Origin of the sequence: Agrobacterium leguminum, assembly GCF_005144435.2 — a bacterium.
In the GTDB taxonomy this organism is placed as follows: domain Bacteria; phylum Pseudomonadota; class Alphaproteobacteria; order Rhizobiales; family Rhizobiaceae; genus Agrobacterium; species Agrobacterium leguminum.
On the sequence record NZ_CP120211.1, the window covers coordinates 2,092,167 to 2,109,996 of the forward strand.

Annotated in this window: 19 protein-coding genes and 1 pseudogene; 13 read left to right on the forward strand and 7 right to left on the reverse strand. The window is 61.0% G+C overall.

Annotated elements, in window-relative coordinates; translation table 11 throughout:
- Positions 1 to 2: 2 nt before the first annotated feature.
- A complete protein-coding gene (gene uppI / locus CFBP4996_RS10230) occupies positions 3 to 1,073 on the reverse strand; it encodes a polysaccharide biosynthesis UDP-hexose transferase UppI (protein WP_080851022.1) in 1,071 nt (356 codons plus the stop codon).
- Between the two features lie 177 nt (positions 1,074 to 1,250).
- Between uppI and uppH the strand changes: the two genes are divergently transcribed.
- A complete protein-coding gene (gene uppH / locus CFBP4996_RS10235) occupies positions 1,251 to 2,162 on the forward strand; it encodes a polysaccharide biosynthesis endo-1,4-beta-xylanase UppH (RefSeq protein ID WP_233283546.1) in 912 nt (303 codons plus the stop codon).
- A gap of 8 nt (positions 2,163 to 2,170) precedes the next feature.
- Positions 2,171 to 3,115, forward strand: coding sequence for a polysaccharide biosynthesis UDP-hexose transferase UppJ (gene uppJ / locus CFBP4996_RS10240; protein ID WP_003520569.1), 945 nt, complete (start codon positions 2,171 to 2,173; stop codon positions 3,113 to 3,115).
- Between the two features lie 17 nt (positions 3,116 to 3,132).
- On the opposite strand, the gene CFBP4996_RS10245 is transcribed toward uppJ, so the two are convergent.
- Both CFBP4996_RS10245 and uppL read right to left on the reverse strand, forming a co-directional pair.
- Positions 3,133 to 3,381, reverse strand: a complete 249-nt coding sequence (locus CFBP4996_RS10245; protein ID WP_003520570.1) for a hypothetical protein — start codon at positions 3,379 to 3,381, stop codon at positions 3,133 to 3,135.
- A gap of 190 nt (positions 3,382 to 3,571) precedes the next feature.
- Positions 3,572 to 4,372, reverse strand: a complete 801-nt coding sequence (gene uppL, locus CFBP4996_RS10250; protein ID WP_080851020.1) for a polysaccharide biosynthesis UDP-hexose transferase UppL — start codon at positions 4,370 to 4,372, stop codon at positions 3,572 to 3,574.
- A gap of 245 nt (positions 4,373 to 4,617) precedes the next feature.
- Between uppL and CFBP4996_RS10255 the strand changes: the two genes are divergently transcribed.
- Positions 4,618 to 4,827 carry a hypothetical protein gene (locus tag CFBP4996_RS10255; protein WP_003509414.1) on the forward strand — a complete coding sequence of 70 codons (210 nt, stop codon included), beginning with the start codon at positions 4,618 to 4,620 and terminating at the stop codon, positions 4,825 to 4,827.
- Between the two features lie 22 nt (positions 4,828 to 4,849).
- Here CFBP4996_RS10255 and uppM read toward each other — a convergent pair whose 3' ends face one another.
- The gene (gene uppM / locus CFBP4996_RS10260) at positions 4,850 to 6,472 is read right to left on the reverse strand and encodes a polysaccharide biosynthesis protein UppM (protein WP_162935825.1); all 1,623 of its coding nucleotides are present in this window, start codon (positions 6,470 to 6,472) and stop codon (positions 4,850 to 4,852) included.
- Between the two features lie 257 nt (positions 6,473 to 6,729).
- On the opposite strand from uppM, the gene uppO reads away from it, so the two are divergent.
- The 3 genes from uppO to CFBP4996_RS10275 all read left to right on the forward strand — a co-directional run bounded on the left by uppO (position 6,730) and on the right by CFBP4996_RS10275 (position 9,072).
- Entirely contained in the window at positions 6,730 to 8,145 is a 1,416-nt protein-coding gene (gene uppO, locus CFBP4996_RS10265; protein WP_080851018.1) for a polysaccharide biosynthesis phosphomannomutase UppO, read from the forward strand.
- A 133-nt stretch (positions 8,146 to 8,278) separates the two neighbouring features.
- The gene (locus CFBP4996_RS10270; protein WP_080851016.1) at positions 8,279 to 8,680 is read left to right on the forward strand and encodes a group II truncated hemoglobin; all 402 of its coding nucleotides are present in this window, start codon (positions 8,279 to 8,281) and stop codon (positions 8,678 to 8,680) included.
- Complete coding sequence (locus tag CFBP4996_RS10275; RefSeq protein ID WP_080851014.1) at positions 8,677 to 9,072, forward strand: DUF423 domain-containing protein; 396 nt, start codon at positions 8,677 to 8,679, stop codon at positions 9,070 to 9,072. The genes CFBP4996_RS10270 and CFBP4996_RS10275 overlap by 4 nt, the downstream gene beginning before the upstream one ends.
- Positions 9,073 to 9,177: 105 nt before the next feature.
- On the opposite strand, the gene CFBP4996_RS10280 is transcribed toward CFBP4996_RS10275, so the two are convergent.
- The 3 genes and pseudogenes from CFBP4996_RS10280 to rutR all read right to left on the reverse strand — a co-directional run bounded on the left by CFBP4996_RS10280 (position 9,178) and on the right by rutR (position 10,668).
- Complete coding sequence (locus CFBP4996_RS10280; RefSeq protein WP_020813661.1) at positions 9,178 to 9,468, reverse strand: hypothetical protein; 291 nt, start codon at positions 9,466 to 9,468, stop codon at positions 9,178 to 9,180.
- A pseudogene (locus CFBP4996_RS10285) lies at positions 9,449 to 9,772 on the reverse strand (DUF2325 domain-containing protein); the annotation flags it as partial. The pseudogene CFBP4996_RS10285 and the gene CFBP4996_RS10280, both read right to left, overlap by 20 nt.
- A gap of 254 nt (positions 9,773 to 10,026) precedes the next feature.
- Entirely contained in the window at positions 10,027 to 10,668 is a 642-nt protein-coding gene (gene rutR / locus CFBP4996_RS10290) for an HTH-type transcriptional regulator RutR (RefSeq protein WP_003520582.1), read from the reverse strand.
- A 260-nt stretch (positions 10,669 to 10,928) separates the two neighbouring features.
- Between rutR and CFBP4996_RS10295 the strand changes: the two genes are divergently transcribed.
- The 7 genes from CFBP4996_RS10295 to CFBP4996_RS10325 all read left to right on the forward strand — a co-directional run bounded on the left by CFBP4996_RS10295 (position 10,929) and on the right by CFBP4996_RS10325 (position 17,829).
- Positions 10,929 to 12,176 carry a Zn-dependent hydrolase gene (locus CFBP4996_RS10295; protein WP_162935824.1) on the forward strand — a complete coding sequence of 416 codons (1,248 nt, stop codon included), beginning with the start codon at positions 10,929 to 10,931 and terminating at the stop codon, positions 12,174 to 12,176.
- Complete coding sequence (hydA, locus tag CFBP4996_RS10300) at positions 12,173 to 13,630, forward strand: dihydropyrimidinase (protein WP_080851012.1); 1,458 nt, start codon at positions 12,173 to 12,175, stop codon at positions 13,628 to 13,630. The genes CFBP4996_RS10295 and hydA overlap by 4 nt, the downstream gene beginning before the upstream one ends.
- Entirely contained in the window at positions 13,627 to 14,070 is a 444-nt protein-coding gene (locus CFBP4996_RS10305; RefSeq protein ID WP_162935823.1) for an NUDIX hydrolase, read from the forward strand. Before hydA ends, CFBP4996_RS10305 begins: the two co-directional genes overlap by 4 nt.
- Positions 14,067 to 14,861 carry an ABC transporter ATP-binding protein gene (locus tag CFBP4996_RS10310; RefSeq protein WP_003520586.1) on the forward strand — a complete coding sequence of 265 codons (795 nt, stop codon included), beginning with the start codon at positions 14,067 to 14,069 and terminating at the stop codon, positions 14,859 to 14,861. Before CFBP4996_RS10305 ends, CFBP4996_RS10310 begins: the two co-directional genes overlap by 4 nt.
- 210 nt (positions 14,862 to 15,071) lie before the next feature.
- Positions 15,072 to 15,947 (forward strand): ABC transporter permease, encoded by an 876-nt coding sequence (locus tag CFBP4996_RS10315; protein WP_059754454.1) that lies wholly within the window; start codon positions 15,072 to 15,074, stop codon positions 15,945 to 15,947.
- On the forward strand, positions 15,944 to 16,816 hold the full coding sequence (locus tag CFBP4996_RS10320; protein ID WP_080851011.1) for an ABC transporter permease: 873 nt from the start codon (positions 15,944 to 15,946) through the stop codon (positions 16,814 to 16,816). Before CFBP4996_RS10315 ends, CFBP4996_RS10320 begins: the two co-directional genes overlap by 4 nt.
- 20 nt (positions 16,817 to 16,836) lie before the next feature.
- Positions 16,837 to 17,829, forward strand: coding sequence for an ABC transporter substrate-binding protein (locus tag CFBP4996_RS10325; RefSeq protein ID WP_080851009.1), 993 nt, complete (start codon positions 16,837 to 16,839; stop codon positions 17,827 to 17,829).
- The last annotated feature ends 1 nt before the right edge of the window (position 17,830 follow it).

A 17,830-nucleotide genomic window follows, 5' to 3' on the forward strand; every position in this document is an offset into this window, starting at 1 on the left:
AGTCATGCACCACGGTTCCGGAATTCATTGATGATGGCCATCATGGGTTTTTGGTTGAAACTCCAGTCCAGCGGTAGCGGCCGGTTGGCGGTGCCGTCCCGGCGCGGATAGGCCCAGCGGATCCAGCTATATTGATCCGAGATGCCCCATGTGGTGATGGAGGAAAGCGCGCCGCCCGCGGAAGCCGCCTCCAGAAATTCGCGGACCTGGCCGTTGATCAGCATATCGCGTTCGGCTTCCGGCGCGGGCAACGTCTGGTCCATCACATCCAGCTCCGTCACCAGAACGGCAAGACCGTAACTGCGCATTTCCGTCGTGAAGGCGGCAAGCTCGTCCTTGGCGATCGGCCAGCCGCCGCGCAAATGCCCCTGCAGGCCGACGGCGTTGATCGGCGCGCCCTTCTCCAGCAGTTCGAGAATGAGATTACGGAAGGCCGCGCGCTTGGCCGGCGATTTCTCGGCGGCAAATTCCACGTCATATTCGTTGAGCACGAGCTGCGCCTTCGGATCGACGGCATGGGCGATCTCGAAAGCCTTCTTGATGGCGTCCGGCCCGGCGCCGTAATACCAGGCATCGCGCCGCGCGCGCACATTGCCCGGCACGTCGGGGATCGGCTCATTGACCACGTCCCAGCTATGGATCACGTCCTTATAACGCTCCATCACCGTGACGATATGGGTCTCCATCAGCTTCTCGACCTTCACGCCGCCGCCGATGCTCGCAAGCCAGGGCGCATTGGAGGCATACCAGATCAGCGGATGGCCGTGCATGGAAAGCTTGTGCTGACGGACGAAATTGGCGATTGCATCGGCAGCGGCGAAATCGAACGCCTCCGCCGAAGGCCGCAGCACCTCCCATTTCATTTCGGTAACGGGGGTGATGCGCGAGCAATATTTCACCACCGCCTCGCCGATGCGGCTATCGGCGGTGAGATCCGGCAGGTAAACGGCCGCGCCATAAGGGGCGGTTTTGCTCGCCGCTTTCTTCTGCGCGGCAAAGGCCGGGCCGGCCAAGGCATGCAGCAGGCCAGCGCTTGCCGCACCGCCCATAAAATTCCGCCGCCCGATCCGCATGTACCCGCCTCCGCAACCTTTATTCCCAAAACATAACATTCCGATCATAGGAAAAGGATATTAAAGATTTGCAAGGTTAACCGACGTTATACCACGTCATAATTGGCCAGACCCGCTTAATGCGGTAGTAACTTCGCTGTGCGAATTCTTGGCCCACGCCGCATGGAGTTTGAAGTCTTGGTTTCCGTTTCGATTGTCATTCCCGTTCGCAATGGCGAGCGTTACATCGTGGAAGCGATCGAAAGCGTGTTGCTGCAGGGCGAGACCATCGGCGAAGTACTGGTGGTCGATGACGGCTCCACCGACACCACCGCACAAAAGGTGGAAGGTTTTTCCGACCCTCGCGTCAAATTGCTGGCCCGGCCGCAGGGAAGGCAGGGCGTTTCCGCCGTGCGCAATTTCGGCCTGTCGCAGGCGCGCGGCGAATGGACGATGTTTCTCGATGCCGACGATCGCCTGAAACCGGGCGCCATCGCGGCCCTTTGCGCCGGCATTTCCGGGCCGGATGTCGTCGCCGTTTATGGCGATTACGAGCGCATCGATGAAAACGGCGTCAAGATCGGCCGGCGCAATCTCATTCGCCGCCGGGAAAAACCCGATGGTTTCATTCTCCAGCCGCTGCTCGGCGGCAACTTCATCGTCAATGGCGGCATCATGCTGGTCAGGACCCGCATCTTTCAGGAATTCGGCGGTTTCGACGAGACTTTGCGTTATGCAGAAGACTGGTATGGCTGGTGCAGGCTCGCCGCCGCCGGCCGTTTCGTTTACCTGCCCGGCTGCCATGTGCTGGATTACCGCGTGCACAGAACGAGCGTGATGATGAACCGGCTTTTGACCTTCCGGGATTGCGAACCGGCAATCGAGGCCGTGTTTTCCGACCCGGCCATCGTCGCTGCCGTTTCGCCGCCGGAGTTGCGGCGGCTTCGCCGCCGGTCCGAAAACCACATGAATGCCTATACCGTGGCGCAGGCCTTCCGCGCCCGCCGCTACCGCGAGGCCTTTTCGGCGCTGGCCGATACCTTCCTCAATCGCCCGCGCCAGAGCCTCAGGGCCGTCGTTTTTTCCGCCGCAGCGCTTGCCGGAATTTAGGAGTTTCCATGTCCGAGATCATGCCGGAAGCGGTGGTGTGCATTCCGAGTTTCCGCCGGCCGGAAGGCCTGAAAAAGACGCTTCGATCGCTCGCGGCCCAGAAGGTCGATTTTCCCTTCGCCATCGTCGTGGTCGATAATGACGGCGCGGGCCAGGCGGGTCTTGCGGTCGCGCGCGCCTTTTTCGCCGAAAGCGGCATGGCCGGCGAGGCATTGGTCGAACCGACGCAGGGCAATTGTTACGCCATCAACACCGCCTTCCGCACCGCCCGGCAAAGCTATGCTTCGGCTGAGTGGTTCCTGATGATCGATGACGACGAGGCCGCCTCCCCCGTCTGGCTTGCCGAAATGGTTTCGGCGGCAAAATCCTTCGGCGTCGATATCGTCGGCGGCCCGGTCAACCGGGAATTCGACGCGCCGGCTTCGAAGGCGGTTCTCTCACATCCGCTGTTCGGCTCCATCGAAGCGCCGACCGGCCCCGTCGAGCAAATCCACGGATCGGGCAATTGCCTGATCTCACGGCGGGTTTTCGAGACGCTGGCGAAACCGGAATTCGACGTGCGCTTCAACTTCCTCGGCGGCGGCGACATGGATTTCTTCACCCGCTGCCGCAAGGCAGGTTTCAAATTCGCCTGGAATGCGCAAGCCCTCATCATTGAATATGTGCCGGAAAACCGCATGGCGCCGCGCTGGATCATGGAGCGCTCGCTCCGAACCGGCATCATCAATTACAGCATCGACCGCGCCCGACGCCCCGGCCTGAAGGGTGGGCTGCTGCTTGCCGCCAAAAACGCCGTCAGCCTGTGCCTGTCTCTTGTCCGCGCCGTTTCCGCCTTCGTGAAAACCGGAACCCTGCTGCCAGCAACGCATCCGCCGCTGATGTCCATCGGCCGCGTGATGGCAAGCCTCGGCATTACGCTCACGCCCTACAAGGCGCCGGCGAAGAAGAGCTGAAGCAGGATAGCTTCGGCTCAGCTAAGGGTTTTTTGCCTGCCGAGCGAGATCGTATTCGTGAACCGTTTCTGGAAACCGAACGACGACAAGGCCGTCGCGAGGACGAGGAGCGGCACGAGCACCGGCCAGAAGAAACAAAGGACAATCCCGGTGACGCGATAAAAATCCCAGTCCTTGTCGCGGCGGGCGCCTTCGATATAGGTCATGGCGAGAGAGGTAACGGTGCCAATTCCATATATGAAAAGAGAAATGGACGTAATCACCATTGGTGGCCTCACTAAATCTATGATTCGAATAAATTTGTAATATTGATGCAGTGTAGCGCAGATGTTCGCAGTTGCAACGGATTTCAGCGACGCAGCGCATCCATTCAATAAGTTAGGAAAATCTTATATTGTCGGGCAGGAGGCGCAGGCGCGCTTTATTCTTCGCGCAGCAGCAGCTTGTCGCGATGATCTAGCGACCTTGCCCCGAAGCCCCGAAGCGATACTTCAGCAGCGAATATATGGCGATCGGATTGGTCAGCAGGTAACGTTTTCCGAGCCGCTTCGGCTCGAGCATCGCCCGGTAGAGCCATTCCAGCCCCATATCCTGCATCCATTGCGGCGCCCGGCTGTTCTTGCCGGCGAGGAAATCGAAAAGGCCGCCGCAGGTCTTGATCACGGCGATGCCGGAAAGCCTGTCCAGATTGCGCGAGACGAAACGCTGCTCCAGCGGTATGCCGAAGCCCACCCAGAGAATATCCGTCCCGGATGCCGCAATATCGGCGAGGATCGGCTCTTCCTCGGCCCGGCTGAAATAACCGTTGCGCCGCCCCGCAAATATAAGGCGCGGATAAAGCCGCTGCATTTCTTCGACCGCCGCGCGGTTCACCTCTTCGGAGCCGCCGAGGAAATAGAACCGGCTGCCCGTCTCTTCGGCGCGCTTCGCAACCGCATGAACGAGATCCGTGGTCGCAACCCGTTCTCTCAATGCCTTCGGGCAGAATTTGCGGGAAAAGATCACCAGCGACATGCCGTCCGCATGAATCTGGTCCGCCTGCCGCAGCATGGCGTCGAATTCCCGGTCATGATGGCATAGCGCGATGACCTGACCGTTTGCCGATGTCGAATAAAACGGTCTTGCACCGGCCGCACGCGCCGTCGTCGCGCGCAGGATGAAATCCCGCGCGGTTTCGTCGATGGTCGCGTCGGTAATGGGCAACGCCGCAAGCGGAATAACCGGCCAGACCTGACCAGTCCCCTCCGCATCCGGCATCTCTCTCCCTGTCATAATCTGTCCGGTGTCCAAGATAGGCATCGTTTCATTGTTATATTCACGCTTATGCTTAGGGTATAAGGCTTCAAACACTACGAAGAACTATCATTAATATTTTTATAAATCCCCGTATGCGGCAGGCATTTTACACGCCTGAAGGTTGTGCGCCACATTTTCCGCCTATTCCGGTTTTCCAGCCGATGGGTTAAGGGACGCGGAAATCAAACCACGGAAGGGCTCCGGCCATGGAAACAATCTCGATCGACAATCGCGGCGATTTCGGCCTCTGGGCGATAGAACGGGCGAAAGAAATCGTCGCCAACGAGGCGTCCGATCTTGCCATTTCGGTTCGCGACGGCGACGAGGCGGGCATTCGCGATGCCGGCAATGCGCTGGGCGCGGCCATCGCCGCCGCGCTGCTCGAGGTTTATGACGGTCTGATTTCGGAAGAATAAGGCGACGCGCAGCCGCTTTGTCTTACCGCGCCGCGCCATCCGCGTGATCGTCCCGGCGAAGATAACCCCAGAGGCCGAGCGCCACGGCAATTGCCAGACCAAGGAACAGGCCGCCCATGCCGCCGGCAATCAGGAACGTCAGCTTGCCCGGCGGCCAGCTTCTAGAATTGGGCGCAACCGGCTGCGAAATCACCCGCACATTGGTGGAATCGATCGACTGCTGTTCGGCAAGCTGGCGCGAGCGGGTGAGATAAGTCTCATAGATCGCCGCCGCCGAGCGGGCGTCACGATCGAGATCACGCAGCCGCACCTGCGCCTCATTGTCGGTAAAGACATTGGCGCGTTCCGCCACCGCTTTCAGCCGCAGGGCATCGAGTGAGGAGCGCGCCTCCGCGACATTGATCTTTGCCGCTTGAAGGATACGCCGCGCCTCATCCGCCATTCCCTGTTCGAGCATCGCCCGCTCCGCACCCGCGGTCGCAAGACGCGGATGGCGCGCGCCATAGGTCAGTGTCATCGCACCGATCTGCTGTTGCAGCGTGCTGTATTGCGCGCGGATCGTATTCATCGTTTGGCTGTCGAATATGGCGTCGCTCTGGGTGCGGTTCTGCGCAATCGCCGCTTCCATCTGCTTGAGGCGCGATTCTTCCTGAATGAGACGCTGCTGGGTCGCAAGCACCTGAGCGTTCAGCTCACCGGAAGCCAGATTGCTGACGAGCTGGCCGTTATTTTCCTGCAGGCCGTTCTCGCGGCGGAAATCGGCCACGCGCTTTTCGGCGGCGGTCACATTCTCGCGCATTTCCTCGAGCCGCTTCCTGAGATCGTCAACGACGCGTTGACTGCTGTCGGAGTTTGTCTGGAACAGTTCGCTTTCGAAAGCCTTCACGATGGCCTTGGAGACAGTCACGGATTTTTCGGCATCATTGGTCCAGACCGAAAGCGTCACGACAAAGGAGCGCGGGTCGCGTTCCGCCGCCACCCGGTCGCCGAGCGAACGAAGCGCGCCGACCCGGTTGTCGTCATCTTCCGGTTTCGATGAGAACATCGCCTTCAGCCGGGCGAGCGGCGGCGGGCTGATGAATTCGGCGTCCTTGTCGAGCTTCAGCTCGTCCACCACCCGCGCCAGCACGTTGCGCGAGGTGATGGTGCGCAGCTTGCTTTCCACCTCGAGGATTTGCGTGTCGCGCTGCTGGTTGGGCGAAAACACCCCGTCATTGACGACGTTCAGGTTGGAGGGATTGACGACGATATCCGTATAGGCCTTGTAGCGCGGCGGCGTCATAGAGGCATAGGTCAGCGCGCCGGCGACGCAGAGAACGATTGCCAGCACGATCCAGACGATGCCTTTGCGAAGCCAGAGGATGACGTCATCCACACCGATCCTGTCGATATGTTTCAGGCCCGGCAGCGCAGCCGCCAGACTGCCGCTCGGCGAAGCCGCCTTCACCGGCGTCTCGGCCGCGGCCGGCTCGGCGACAGTCTTCGCCGGTTTCGGCTCCAGATGCTCCTTCAGCACCGTGCGCTCGAAAACCTCGTCCTCATCCACCAGATCGTCCAGCAGGGAACCATGGGTTCTCGCGGCAGGCGCCGTTTTTTCATCGAGCGGACGTGCCTGCTTATGTCCCGCCTTTTGAAGCCTGTACATCAGCCAATCCAACTCGAACGAACCACAAAAAGGCCGGCAACAGAGGGTTCCCATCGTCGCCAGAGCCGCTATCGACGGACAAGTTTAAATATGACGGGTGAATTTTAGGTTACCCGCATCAGTCCCGCCATCATCGCCTATTCGCGGCCACGTTGAAAGGGATGATTGACTCGAATGGATCGATACGGTTCTTTCAACCGTTATATTTTTGCATTATCCATTTGACCCTCAAAGATTTTATCGAAACGGAGTTTGGAATGAGCCTGAAATTTGGAACGAGCGGCCTTCGCGGCCTCTCCGTCGATCTGAAAGGAAAAGCCTCGGCCGTTTATGCCACGGCATTTGCGAGGCACCTTCTCACATCGGGCCAGGCAAAGGCGGGCGATCCCATTCTCGTCGGCCGCGATTTCCGCGATTCGAGCCCGGATGTTTCCGCCACCTGCATCGCCGCGCTCAAAAAAGCCGGCCTGACCCCGTTCGATTGCGGCACGGTGCCGACACCGGCGCTGGCGCTTTATGGCCTGTCGCTGAAGGCCGGCGCGCTGATGATCACCGGCTCGCATATCCCGGCCGACCGCAACGGCATCAAGTTCTACCGCCCGGACGGTGAAATCGACAAGCAGGACGAGACGGCGATTGCCGCTCTTGCCGCCGAAATCGAAGCGGAAGGCATCAGCGACGAGGCGGCGACCGCCGAAGACCATTCCGCCACCGCAGCCGAACTTTTCTACGAGCGCAACATCGCGCTGCTGCCGGAAAAGGCGCTTTCCGGCCTCAAGATCGGCGTTTACCAGCACAGCACGGTGGCGCGCGATCTCTTTGTCGACGTTCTCGCCCATTATGGTGCGGATGTCGTTCCGCTCGGCCGCTCCGAAACCTTCATCCCTGTCGATACCGAAGCGGTCTCGCCGGAAACGCTGGCCCTTCTCAAAAAATGGTCGCCGGAGCACGGTCTCGACGCCATCGTTTCCGCCGATGGCGACGGCGACCGTCCCCTGCTGACCGATGAAAACGGCGTGCCGCTGCGCGGCGACCTCATCGGCCTGATCACCGCCAATTTCCTCGGCGCCGGCGTGGTCGTCACCCCCGTCACCTCCAATTCCGGCATCGAGGCGAGCGGTTCGTTCGACGTCATCCGCACCAAAGTCGGCTCCCCCTTCGTGATCGCGGGCATGGCTGAGGCGCTCGCCGCCGGCAAGAACGGCGTCATGGGCTTCGAGGCCAATGGCGGTCTGCTGACGGCCTCCGCCTTCACACTTAACGGCAGGGCGCTTTCGCCGCTGCCGACGCGTGACAGCTTCCTGCCGGTTCTCGCCGTGCTGCTTCTCTCGGCAGAACAGAAAAAGTCGCTGTCGCAGATCGCCGCCGCCTATAACCTGCCGGTCGCCGCCGCCGACCGCCTGGAAAATTTCGCGCAGGAAAAGAGCGCCGCCCTGATGACGCATCTGCGCGCCTCGCGCAGCAATCTCGAGGCCTTCCTCGCACCGGTCGGCACCGTGAAGGCGCTGAGCGACATCGACGGCCTGCGCGTCGCGCTCACCGATGGCAGCACCATCCATTTCCGCCCTTCCGGAAATGCTCCCGAAATGCGCTGCTACGTCGAAGCCGCCAATCAGGATGAGGCCGAAACGCTTCTGAACAAGGGACTCGATCTCATCCGCAATTTTGGGTGACGCTTTGCGCGATGCCGGGCTTGCCCGGCATCTGGCCTCTTTGACCGGTCCCAAATGTCGCACCCCGCCCGTACCCTGTTGCTCTTCCGGCTCCATGGAGCGATAAGGACCGGAGGGCCACGAGAGGCGGATTATGAGCGGCGAGACCATTACCCTTTATGAAGCGATCGGTGGCGATGCGACCGTCAGGACGCTGACCCGGCGCTTCTACGAATTGATGGATACCCTGCCGGAAGCGGCGCGATGCCGCGCCATCCATCCCGCCGACCTTTCCGGCAGCGAGGCGAAGTTTTACGATTATCTGACGGGATATCTTGGCGGACCGCCCGTTTATGTCGAGAAACACGGCCATCCGATGTTGCGGCGGCGCCATTTCGTCGCCCCCATCGGCCCCGCCGAGCGGGATGAATGGCTGCTCTGCTTCCGCCGCGCCATGGATGAGACCATCGAAAATCCGAAGCTGCGCGAGATCATCTGGACACCGGTGGAGCGGCTGGCCTTTCACATGCAGAACCAGGAGGCGGACAGCCAATGACCACGCAGAGCGCGACCATCGCAAGCCTGCCCCGCGACAGATTGCGGGCCTTCATTCTGTTGCTGGGCGGCCTGCTGGGCGCGGCCGGTGTGATGCTTGCAGCCGCCGCCACCCATACCGGCGAAACCTATATGCTCGGCAATGCTTCGGCCATGGCGCTGGCGCATGCGCCGGTGCTGGTGGCGCTCCATATCGGCGCGGATCGCATCAGAACCGCCATTCCGGCAGGCCTGATCCTCGGCCTCGGCACCGCGGTCTTTGTCGGCGATCTCGTCACCCGGCATTTTTCCGGCCACAGCCTGTTTCCCTACGCCGCACCCACGGGCGGCCTCGGCATGATTGCCGGATGGCTGGTGCTGTGCGCCGGAGCGTTTCTGAAGCCGAAGGGCTAGAGCGCGTCCGGTTTAAACCGAACCGTTGGATATGCCCTGCCTCTTTGTTTTACGCATTTTCCGGACGCAAAACCGCATCGCACTTTGACTGGAAATGCTTCAGCTTTAGCCCTTACGCCGCGTCCAGCGAAACGAGAGGATATTGCGGCCCTCTTCGGCCGCCGCGCCGATTTCGAAGGACGGCGTTTCACCGGGCTGGCGGGTGCGCAGATAGGGAAAGGTCACGACATTGCCGCCGCTTCTGGCAAGGCGGTTGCGCCTTTCGCGTTCACCGATGATTTCATAGATATCCGTCAGGGCCGGATCGGCAGCCTGCTCGGCCATCTTGTGCAGTTCCACACGGCAGGCTTCCGCCGCCGGCTCTTCACCCTTAAAATTATTGCGCTCGTCGCTCATCGCTGGAGGTCCGTTCATTCATGGTCTGCAGCGCCCGCTCCAGACTGGATTTGCTGCCGTTGCGCAGCGGAATGAACGTCTTGCCGAATTTCTTGCAACCGGACTTCACCCGCAGACACGCATCGTGGCTGATACAGTCGATCGGGCAGAAAACGCAGTCGACGGAGGGCAGCACGGTATCGATGCGCGAGACGGCTTCACGCAGGCCGCCATCGTGATGAATGAGCTCCGCGCCGAAATTGCTGGCGATCTGGCGAAGATGCGCAACCTGACAGTCACGGCCGCCGACATAAAGAAAGCTTTTCGGACCGGAAAGCTGCTGTTCGGCCACGTCCTTTTCGGTCTGTGGCGCGCCCTTGCCCTGCTTGCCGCCGCGTTCGGCCTTCTTCTTTTCCTTACGTGCCATTCCCTCACCTGCCGGTTGATTTTTCAATGCCCCGGACGTTCGGGATGCCGGCACCATAATAAAGATGAGTTTTGGAGTAAAGTATAAAGGTGATAATTTTCCTCATGTTTTGACATAAAGAATCGATCACATATTCGCGAGAACGGTTCCGTTCAGCCGTTTATCCGCAATCCGCCCATAAAAAGCTGCTCAAGATGCCGGGCCGCATCCTCAAAACGACCCTCGCCGCCATTCTTCTCGCCCAGCACCGCCCTCACCTGCACATCGAAATCCGCATAATGCTGGGTGGTCGACCAGATGGAAAAAATAAGATGATAGGGATCGCATTTGGCCATCCGCCCGGCCTTCACCCAGGCGCGGATCACCTCGGCCTTTTCATCCACCAGTTGTTTCAGCGGCCCCTTCAGCTCATCTTCGATATGCGGCGCGCCCTGCAGGATCTCATTGGCGAACAGGCGGCTTTCACGCGGGAAATCGCGCGACATTTCCAGCTTTCGACGAATATAGGAGCGAATCTCGCTTTCAGGATTGCCCTCGGCATCGAAAGCGCGCAGCGGGTCGAGCCATGTGTCCAGCACCCGCTCGATCAGCGCGCGATGCATCGCCTCCTTGGTGCGGAAATAATAAAGCACGTTCGGTTTCGACATGCCGGCCGCCTCGGCGATCTGATCGATGGTGGAGCCGCGAAACCCGTTTGTGGAAAAAACACTGAGCGCGGCTTCAAGAATCGCTTCCTGCTTTTCTTCCTGAATGCGGGTCCGCTTCTGTGTTTTCGCTGCGCGCGGTATGGCCATTCTCAGCTCTCTGTTTCTTTTCGATGCAATTGCCGTTACAGTATGCTTAAAAAATAATCTACGCGTACAGTTTAGGCAAAATTACTGCGATTCGTCACGAAAATCCCTTGCTGACGCCACCGCGAATTTGCAATGTTTACCAGCCGGTCAATTTATCCCCCATCGCCATCACAAGGCAATGGCTGTTATCTTAACCGGCAAAAAAGGGAACGGCACAAGCTTTGCTTCGATAAAAACAAAACAGGTGAGGACGACACTTCATGGCGGCGGGTAAGAACTTGACGGTCAATGGCGACCGTCTGTGGGACAGTCTGATGGATATGGCGAAGATCGGCCCCGGCATTGCCGGCGGCAATAATCGCCGCACGCTGACGGATGAGGATGCGGAAGGCCGCAGCCTGTTCCAGCGCTGGTGTGAAGCGGCGGGGCTGACGATGGGCGTCGACCGCATGGGCACCATGTTCGCCACCCGCCCCGGCGAGGACCCGGACGCGCTTCCCGTTTATATCGGCAGCCACCTCGACACCCAGCCGACCGGCGGCAAATTCGATGGCGTGCTCGGCGTGCTGGCCGGGCTGGAGGTGGTGCGCAGCCTGAATGACTTGAACATCAAAACCAAACACCCGATCACCGTCACCAACTGGTCAAACGAGGAAGGCGCGCGCTTTGCGCCGGCCATGCTGGCCTCCGGCGTCTTCGCCGGCATTCACAATCTCGATTATGCCTATAGCCGCACCGATACCGACGGCAAGACCTATGGCGAAGAGCTGAAGCGCATCGGCTGGCTGGGCGAGGAAGAGGTGGGCGCACGCAGGATGCACGCCTATTTCGAATATCACATCGAACAGGGGCCGATCCTTGAGGCCGAAAGCAAACAGATCGGCGTCGTCACCCATTGCCAGGGCCTGTGGTGGCTGGAAGTGACGCTGACCGGCAAGGAAGCCCATACCGGCTCCACCCCGATGGCCATGCGCGTCAATGCCGGCCTCGCCGCCGCCCGCATTCTCGAAAAGGTGCAGGAGGTGGCCATGGCCCACCAGCCGGGCGCCGTTGCCGGCGTCGGCCAGATGATCTTCACACCCAATTCCCGCAACGTGCTGCCCGGCAAGGTGGTCTTCACCATCGACCTTAGAACCCCCTCACAGGCGAAACTCGACAGCATGCGCGCCATCTTCGAGCGCGAAGTGCCGCAGATCGCCGAAGAACTCGGCGTCGGCTGCTCGATCGAGGCCATCGGCCATTTCGATCCTGTCACCTTCGACCCCGTTCTGGTCGGCCGCGTGCGCTCTGCCGCCGAAAAACTCGGCTATAGCCACATGGACATCATCTCCGGCGCCGGCCACGATGCCTGCTGGACGGCACGGGTCGCACCCTCCACCATGATCTTCTGCCCCTGCGTGGACGGGCTTTCCCACAACGAAGCCGAGGAAATTTCGCCGGAATGGGCCGCCGCCGGCTGCGACGTGCTGCTGCATGCGGTGCTTGAGACTGCGGAGATCGTGGAATGACCGCCACCATCATCAAGAACGGCACCATCGTCACCGCCGACCTCACCTATAAGGCCGATGTGAAGATCGAAGGCGGCAGGATCACCGAGATCGGGCCCGACCTGACGGGCGGCACGGTACTCGATGCCACCGGATGTTACGTCATGCCCGGCGGCATCGATCCGCATGTGCATCTGGAAATGCCCTTCATGGGCACCTATTCCGCCGATGACTTCGAGAGCGGCACGCGCGCGGCGCTTGCCGGCGGCACCACCATGGTGGTGGATTTCTGCCTGCCGGAGCCCGGCCAGTCGCTTCTCGATGCCCTGCAGCGATGGGACAACAAGGCGACGCGCGCCAATTGCGATTATTCCTTCCACATGGCCGTCACCTGGTGGGGCGAGCAGGTCTTCAACGAGATGAAGACGGTGGTTCGGGAAAAGGGCATCAACTCCTTCAAGCACTTCATGGCCTATAAGGGCGCCTTGATGGTGAATGACGACGAGATGTTCGCCTCCTTCTCGCGCTGCGCCGAACTGGGCGCCATTCCCTTCGTGCATGCGGAAAACGGCGATATCGTCGCGCAGATGCAGGAAAAACTGATGGCGGAAGGCAATGTCGGGCCGGAGGCGCATGCCTATTCGCGGCCGCCCTCGGTGGAGGGTGAGGCGACCAACCGCGCCATCATCATCGCCGATATGGCGGGTGCGCCGCTTTATGTCGTCCACACCTCCTGTGAGCAGGCGCATGAAGCAATCCGCCGCGCCCGGCAAAACGGCATGCGGGTCTATGGCGAACCGCTGATCCAGCACCTGATCCTCGATGAAAGCGAATATGCCAATCCCGACTGGGATCACGCCGCCCGCCGGGTGATGTCGCCGCCCTTCCGCAACCGGCAGCATCAGGACAGCCTCTGGGCGGGTCTCGCCTCCGGCTCGCTGCAATGCGTGGCGACCGACCATTGCGCCTTCACCACCGAGCAGAAACGTTTCGGCCTTGGCGATTTCCGCAGGATTCCGAACGGCACCGGCGGGCTGGAAGATCGCATGCCGCTGCTCTGGACCCATGGCGTGGCGACCGGCCGCCTGACGATGAACGAATTCGTCGCCGTCACCTCCACCAACATCGCCAAGATCCTCAACATCTACCCCAGAAAGGGCGCGATCCTCGTCGGCAGCGATGCCGATATCGTCGTCTGGGATCCGGCGCTGGAAAAGACCATCAGCGTGGCGAGTCAGCAATCGGCCATCGATTATAACGTGTTCGAAGGGCAGAAGGTCAAAGGCCTGCCGCGCTACACCCTGTCGCGCGGTCTCGTCAGCATCGAGGAGGCCACCATCGAAACGCAGCCGGGCCACGGCCAGTTCATCGCCCGCGATCCTTATCCGGCCGTCAGCCGGGCGCTCTCCACCTGGAAGGAACTCGTCGCGCCGCGCAGGGTGGAGCGCAGCGGCATTCCGGCATCGGGTGTATGACCGTGAGCGCCGGGCCGAAACGCGAAATCGTCATCGCCGCAGCCGTTCTCCTCAATGAGCGGCGACAAATGCTTGTCGTGCGCAAGCGCGGGACCACGCAATTCATGCAGCCGGGCGGCAAGATCGATCCGGGCGAAACGCCGGAACAGGCGCTTCACCGCGAACTTGCCGAGGAAATCGGCCTGACGCTGCCCGAAAATGCCGCCCGTTATGAAGGCGTCTTTCGCGAGGAGGCCGCCAATGAGACGGGGGCCGACGTCGTCGCCCATACATTCATCGCGAGGCTTCATGCCGATGTCGCCCCACAGGCGGAAATAGAGGAAGTGCGCTGGCTCGATCTCGACCGCCACCCCGGCGTAACGATCGCAAGGCTTACGGAAACCCAAATGCTGCCGCTGGCGCGCGCGGCCCTGACGGAAAGCGAAACCAAGCCCAGATGAACCAGGCATCCCCCTATTCCGTCGTTTCCGCCAGAAATCTCGGCCTCACCTTTGAAACGGGCGATGGCCCGGTGCACGCACTCTCCAATGTCGACCTGGAGGTCGGCAAGGGCGATTTCGTCTCCTTCATCGGCCCTTCCGGCTGCGGCAAGACCACCTTTCTTCGGGTCATCGCCGATCTGGAAAAACACACATCCGGCGACATCACCGTCAACGGCACGACGCCGGAAAACGCCCGCCGGGACCGCTCTTACGGTTACGTTTTTCAGGCCGCCGCCCTTTATCCATGGCGCAGCATCGAAAAGAACATTGCGCTACCGCTCGAAATCATGGGTTATACCAAGGCCGAGCAGCGCGAGCGCATCGAGCGCACGCTCGATCTCGTCAACCTCAACGGTTTCGGCAAGAAATATCCCTGGCAGCTTTCCGGCGGCATGCAGCAGCGCGCCTCCATCGCCCGCGCGCTCGCCTTCGATGCCGACCTGCTATTGATGGACGAGCCCTTCGGCGCACTGGACGAGATCGTTCGCGATCACCTCAACGAACAGCTGCTGAAACTCTGGGATACGACCGGCAAGACCATCTGCTTCGTCACCCATTCCATTCCCGAAGCGGTGTATCTTTCGACCAAGATCGTCGTGATGTCGCCCCGGCCGGGCCGGGTGACGGATGTGATCACATCCACCCTTCCACGGGAAAGGCCGCTCGAGATTCGCGAGACACCGGAATTTCTGGCGATTGCGCATCGGGTGCGTGAGGGGCTGAAGGCGGGGCATAGCTATGAGGGGTGAGGTCATCGCAAGCTTCACCCCCCTCTGCCCTGCCGGGCATCTCCCCCTCAAGGGGGGAGATCGGCAGGAGGCCCTACCACCTCTCCATTCGCAAACGCTGAGATGGGCGAGACCCAACCACGAGTCGATCTCCCCCCTTGAGGGGGAGATGCCCGGCAGGGCAGAGGGGGGTAAGCCGCACCCTCGCAGTGAGCGACGGAGCGAAAACCCATGACCCTCCTCCGCCACCGCATCCTCCCCATCCTCACCGTCCTCCTCGCCATCCTCATCCTCTGGCACCTCGCGGTCGTCTACCTCAACATGCCCTTCGCCCGCGATCAGGCCACCCGCGCCGGTCAAACACCGGGCTTCTTCGAACTCCTGCCGCAAACCTTCGCGCAGGAACGCCCGGTTCTCCCCGCCCCGCACCAGATTGCCGCCGAACTGTGGGACACCACCGTCAACAAGGCCATCACCTCCAAGCGCAGCCTCATTTATCACGCCGGCGTCACGCTCTCGGCCACCTTGCTCGGTTTCGCCATCGGCGCGGTACTCGGCATCCTGCTTGCCGTCGCCATCGTGCATAACCGCGCCATGGACCGCTCCGTCATGCCGTGGATCATCGCCAGCCAGACGATCCCGATCCTCGCCGTCGCACCGATGATCATCGTCGTCCTGAACTCCATCGGCATTTCCGGGCTGCTGCCGAAGGCGCTGATCTCGACCTATCTTTCCTTCTTCCCCATCGTCGTCGGCATGGTGAAGGGTCTCAGAAGCCCGGAAACCATCCAGCTCGACCTGATGCACACCTATAATGCCTCACCCGGCCAGATATTTTGGAAGCTGCGCTGGCCCGCAGCGCTGCCCTATCTCTTCACCTCGCTGAAGATCGCCGTCGCCATCGCGCTGGTCGGCGCCATCGTCGGTGAATTGCCGACGGGCGCCGTTGCCGGGCTCGGCGCGCGCCTGCTTTCCGGCTCCTATTACGGCCAGACGGTGCAGATATGGGCGGCGCTGTTCATGGCCGCCGGGGTGGCAGCGCTGCTGGTGTCCATCATCGGCATCGCCCATGCCGCCGTCCTCAAGAGAATGGGAGCCCGGCCATGACCCATCCCGGCTGGTTTTTCGGCGCGATCCTGTTCTGGCTTGCCGCCTGGGCCTTCAACGAATGGCTGGTGCGCCGCCACGTCTCCACGCCAGCGGCAAAACGTATCGGCCGCATCGCCGTGCCGCTCCTCTTCGGGCTGGCCATCCTCGCGCTCTGGGAAGGCGTGGTGCGAGGTTTTTCCGTGCCGCCCATCCTGCTGCCGGCTCCGAGCGCCATCCTCGCGCGGCTCGCGGGCTCCCTGCCGATCCTCTGGGCAGATTTCCGCCAGACCTTCATCAAATCGGTACTGACGGGTTATGTGCTCGGCTGCGGCCTCGGCTTTGCCGTCGCCATTCTCATCGACCGGTCGCCTTTCCTCCAGCGCGGGCTGCTGCCCATCGGCAATTTCGTCTCCGCTCTGCCTGTCGTCGGCATCGCCCCCATCATGGTCATGTGGTTCGGCTTCGACTGGCAGTCGAAAGTCGCCGTCGTCGTCATCATGACCTTCTTCCCCATGCTGGTGAACACGGTGCAGGGGCTTGCCGCTTCCAGCCACATGGAACGCGACCTGATGCGCACCTATGCCGCCGGCTGGTGGCAGACATTGCTGAAACTGCGCCTGCCCGCCGCCTGGCCCTTCATCTTCAACGCGCTGAAGATCAATTCCACGCTGGCGCTGATCGGCGCCATCGTCGCGGAATTCTTCGGCACGCCAATCGTTGGCATGGGTTTCCGCATCTCGGCGGAAATGGGCCGCAGCAATGTCGATATGGTCTGGGCCGAAATCGCGGTCGCCGCGCTCGCCGGCTCCGGTTTTTATGGTCTCGTGGCGCTCGCGGAGCGGGCCGTCACCTTCTGGCATCCGTCCGTCCGTGGGGGACGAACGTAATAACGAAAAAGGGAACAGCGATGAAAATGAAACTTGCATCCATGCTTCTTGCCGGCGCGTCACTCCTGACCGCATTCGGAGCGCAGGCCGCCGACAAGATTACCCTTCAACTCAAATGGGTCACCCAGGCGCAATTCGCCGGATATTACGTCGCCAAGGACAAGGGTTTCTACGAAGCCGAAGGCCTCGATGTCGATATCAAGCCCGGCGGCCCGGACATTGCACCCGCGCAGGTTCTGGCCGGCGGCGGTGCTGACGTCATCGTCGACTGGATGCCATCCGCACTCGCCACCCGCGAAAAAGGCGTGCCGCTGGTCAATATCGCCCAGCCGTTCAAGACCTCCGGCATGATGCTGACCTGCCTGAAAGAAACCGGAATCACCAAGCCGGAAGATTTCAAGGGCAAGACGCTGGGCGTCTGGTTCTTCGGCAATGAATATCCGTTCCTGTCCTGGATGGCGCACCTGAAAATCCCGACCACCGGCGGGGCGGACGGCGTGACTGTTCTGAAACAGGGCTTCAATGTCGATCCGCTGCTGCAAAAGCAGGCCGCCTGCATTTCCACCATGACCTATAATGAATATTGGCAGGTCATCGATGCTGGCATCAAGCCGGAGGAACTCGTCACCTTCAAATACGAGGCGGAAGGCGTGGCGACGCTGGAAGACGGGCTTTACGTTCTGGAAGACAAGCTGAAGGACGCCAAGTTCAAGGAAGACATGGTCAAATTCGTCCGCGCTTCCATGAAGGGCTGGAAATGGGCGGAAGAAAACCCGGACGATGCCGCCGATATCGTTCTCGAAAACGACGCCTCCGGCGCCCAGACCGAAAAACACCAGAAGCGCATGATGGGCGAAGTGGCAAAACTCACCGCCGGCTCGAAGGGTGCGCTCGACAAGGCGGACTATGACCGCACGGTCAAGACGCTGCTGGGCGGCGGCTCCGATCCGGTCATCACCAAGGAACCGACAGGCGCCTACACCACCGAAATCACCGATGCGGCGCTGAAATAAT

What these genes read in the sequence shown, in the direction of transcription:
- uppI (WP_080851022.1), bottom strand. Translation starts at nt 1,073, where the DNA reads ATGCGGATCGGGCGGCGGAATTTTATGGGCGGTGCGGCAAGCGCTGGC.
- uppJ (WP_003520569.1), top strand. Translation starts at nt 2,171, where the DNA reads ATGTCCGAGATCATGCCGGAAGCGGTGGTGTGCATTCCGAGTTTCCGC.
- CFBP4996_RS10245 (WP_003520570.1), bottom strand. Translation starts at nt 3,381, where the DNA reads ATGGTGATTACGTCCATTTCTCTTTTCATATATGGAATTGGCACCGTT.
- uppL (WP_080851020.1), bottom strand. Translation starts at nt 4,372, where the DNA reads ATGCCGGATGCGGAGGGGACTGGTCAGGTCTGGCCGGTTATTCCGCTT.
- CFBP4996_RS10255 (WP_003509414.1), top strand. Translation starts at nt 4,618, where the DNA reads ATGGAAACAATCTCGATCGACAATCGCGGCGATTTCGGCCTCTGGGCG.
- uppM (WP_162935825.1), bottom strand. Translation starts at nt 6,472, where the DNA reads ATGTACAGGCTTCAAAAGGCGGGACATAAGCAGGCACGTCCGCTCGAT.
- uppO (WP_080851018.1), top strand. Translation starts at nt 6,730, where the DNA reads ATGAGCCTGAAATTTGGAACGAGCGGCCTTCGCGGCCTCTCCGTCGAT.
- CFBP4996_RS10270 (WP_080851016.1), top strand. Translation starts at nt 8,279, where the DNA reads ATGAGCGGCGAGACCATTACCCTTTATGAAGCGATCGGTGGCGATGCG.
- CFBP4996_RS10275 (WP_080851014.1), top strand. Translation starts at nt 8,677, where the DNA reads ATGACCACGCAGAGCGCGACCATCGCAAGCCTGCCCCGCGACAGATTG.
- CFBP4996_RS10280 (WP_020813661.1), bottom strand. Translation starts at nt 9,468, where the DNA reads ATGAGCGACGAGCGCAATAATTTTAAGGGTGAAGAGCCGGCGGCGGAA.
- rutR (WP_003520582.1), bottom strand. Translation starts at nt 10,668, where the DNA reads ATGGCCATACCGCGCGCAGCGAAAACACAGAAGCGGACCCGCATTCAG.
- CFBP4996_RS10295 (WP_162935824.1), top strand. Translation starts at nt 10,929, where the DNA reads ATGGCGGCGGGTAAGAACTTGACGGTCAATGGCGACCGTCTGTGGGAC.
- hydA (WP_080851012.1), top strand. Translation starts at nt 12,173, where the DNA reads ATGACCGCCACCATCATCAAGAACGGCACCATCGTCACCGCCGACCTC.
- CFBP4996_RS10305 (WP_162935823.1), top strand. Translation starts at nt 13,627, where the DNA reads ATGACCGTGAGCGCCGGGCCGAAACGCGAAATCGTCATCGCCGCAGCC.
- CFBP4996_RS10310 (WP_003520586.1), top strand. Translation starts at nt 14,067, where the DNA reads ATGAACCAGGCATCCCCCTATTCCGTCGTTTCCGCCAGAAATCTCGGC.
- CFBP4996_RS10315 (WP_059754454.1), top strand. Translation starts at nt 15,072, where the DNA reads ATGACCCTCCTCCGCCACCGCATCCTCCCCATCCTCACCGTCCTCCTC.
- CFBP4996_RS10320 (WP_080851011.1), top strand. Translation starts at nt 15,944, where the DNA reads ATGACCCATCCCGGCTGGTTTTTCGGCGCGATCCTGTTCTGGCTTGCC.
- CFBP4996_RS10325 (WP_080851009.1), top strand. Translation starts at nt 16,837, where the DNA reads ATGAAAATGAAACTTGCATCCATGCTTCTTGCCGGCGCGTCACTCCTG.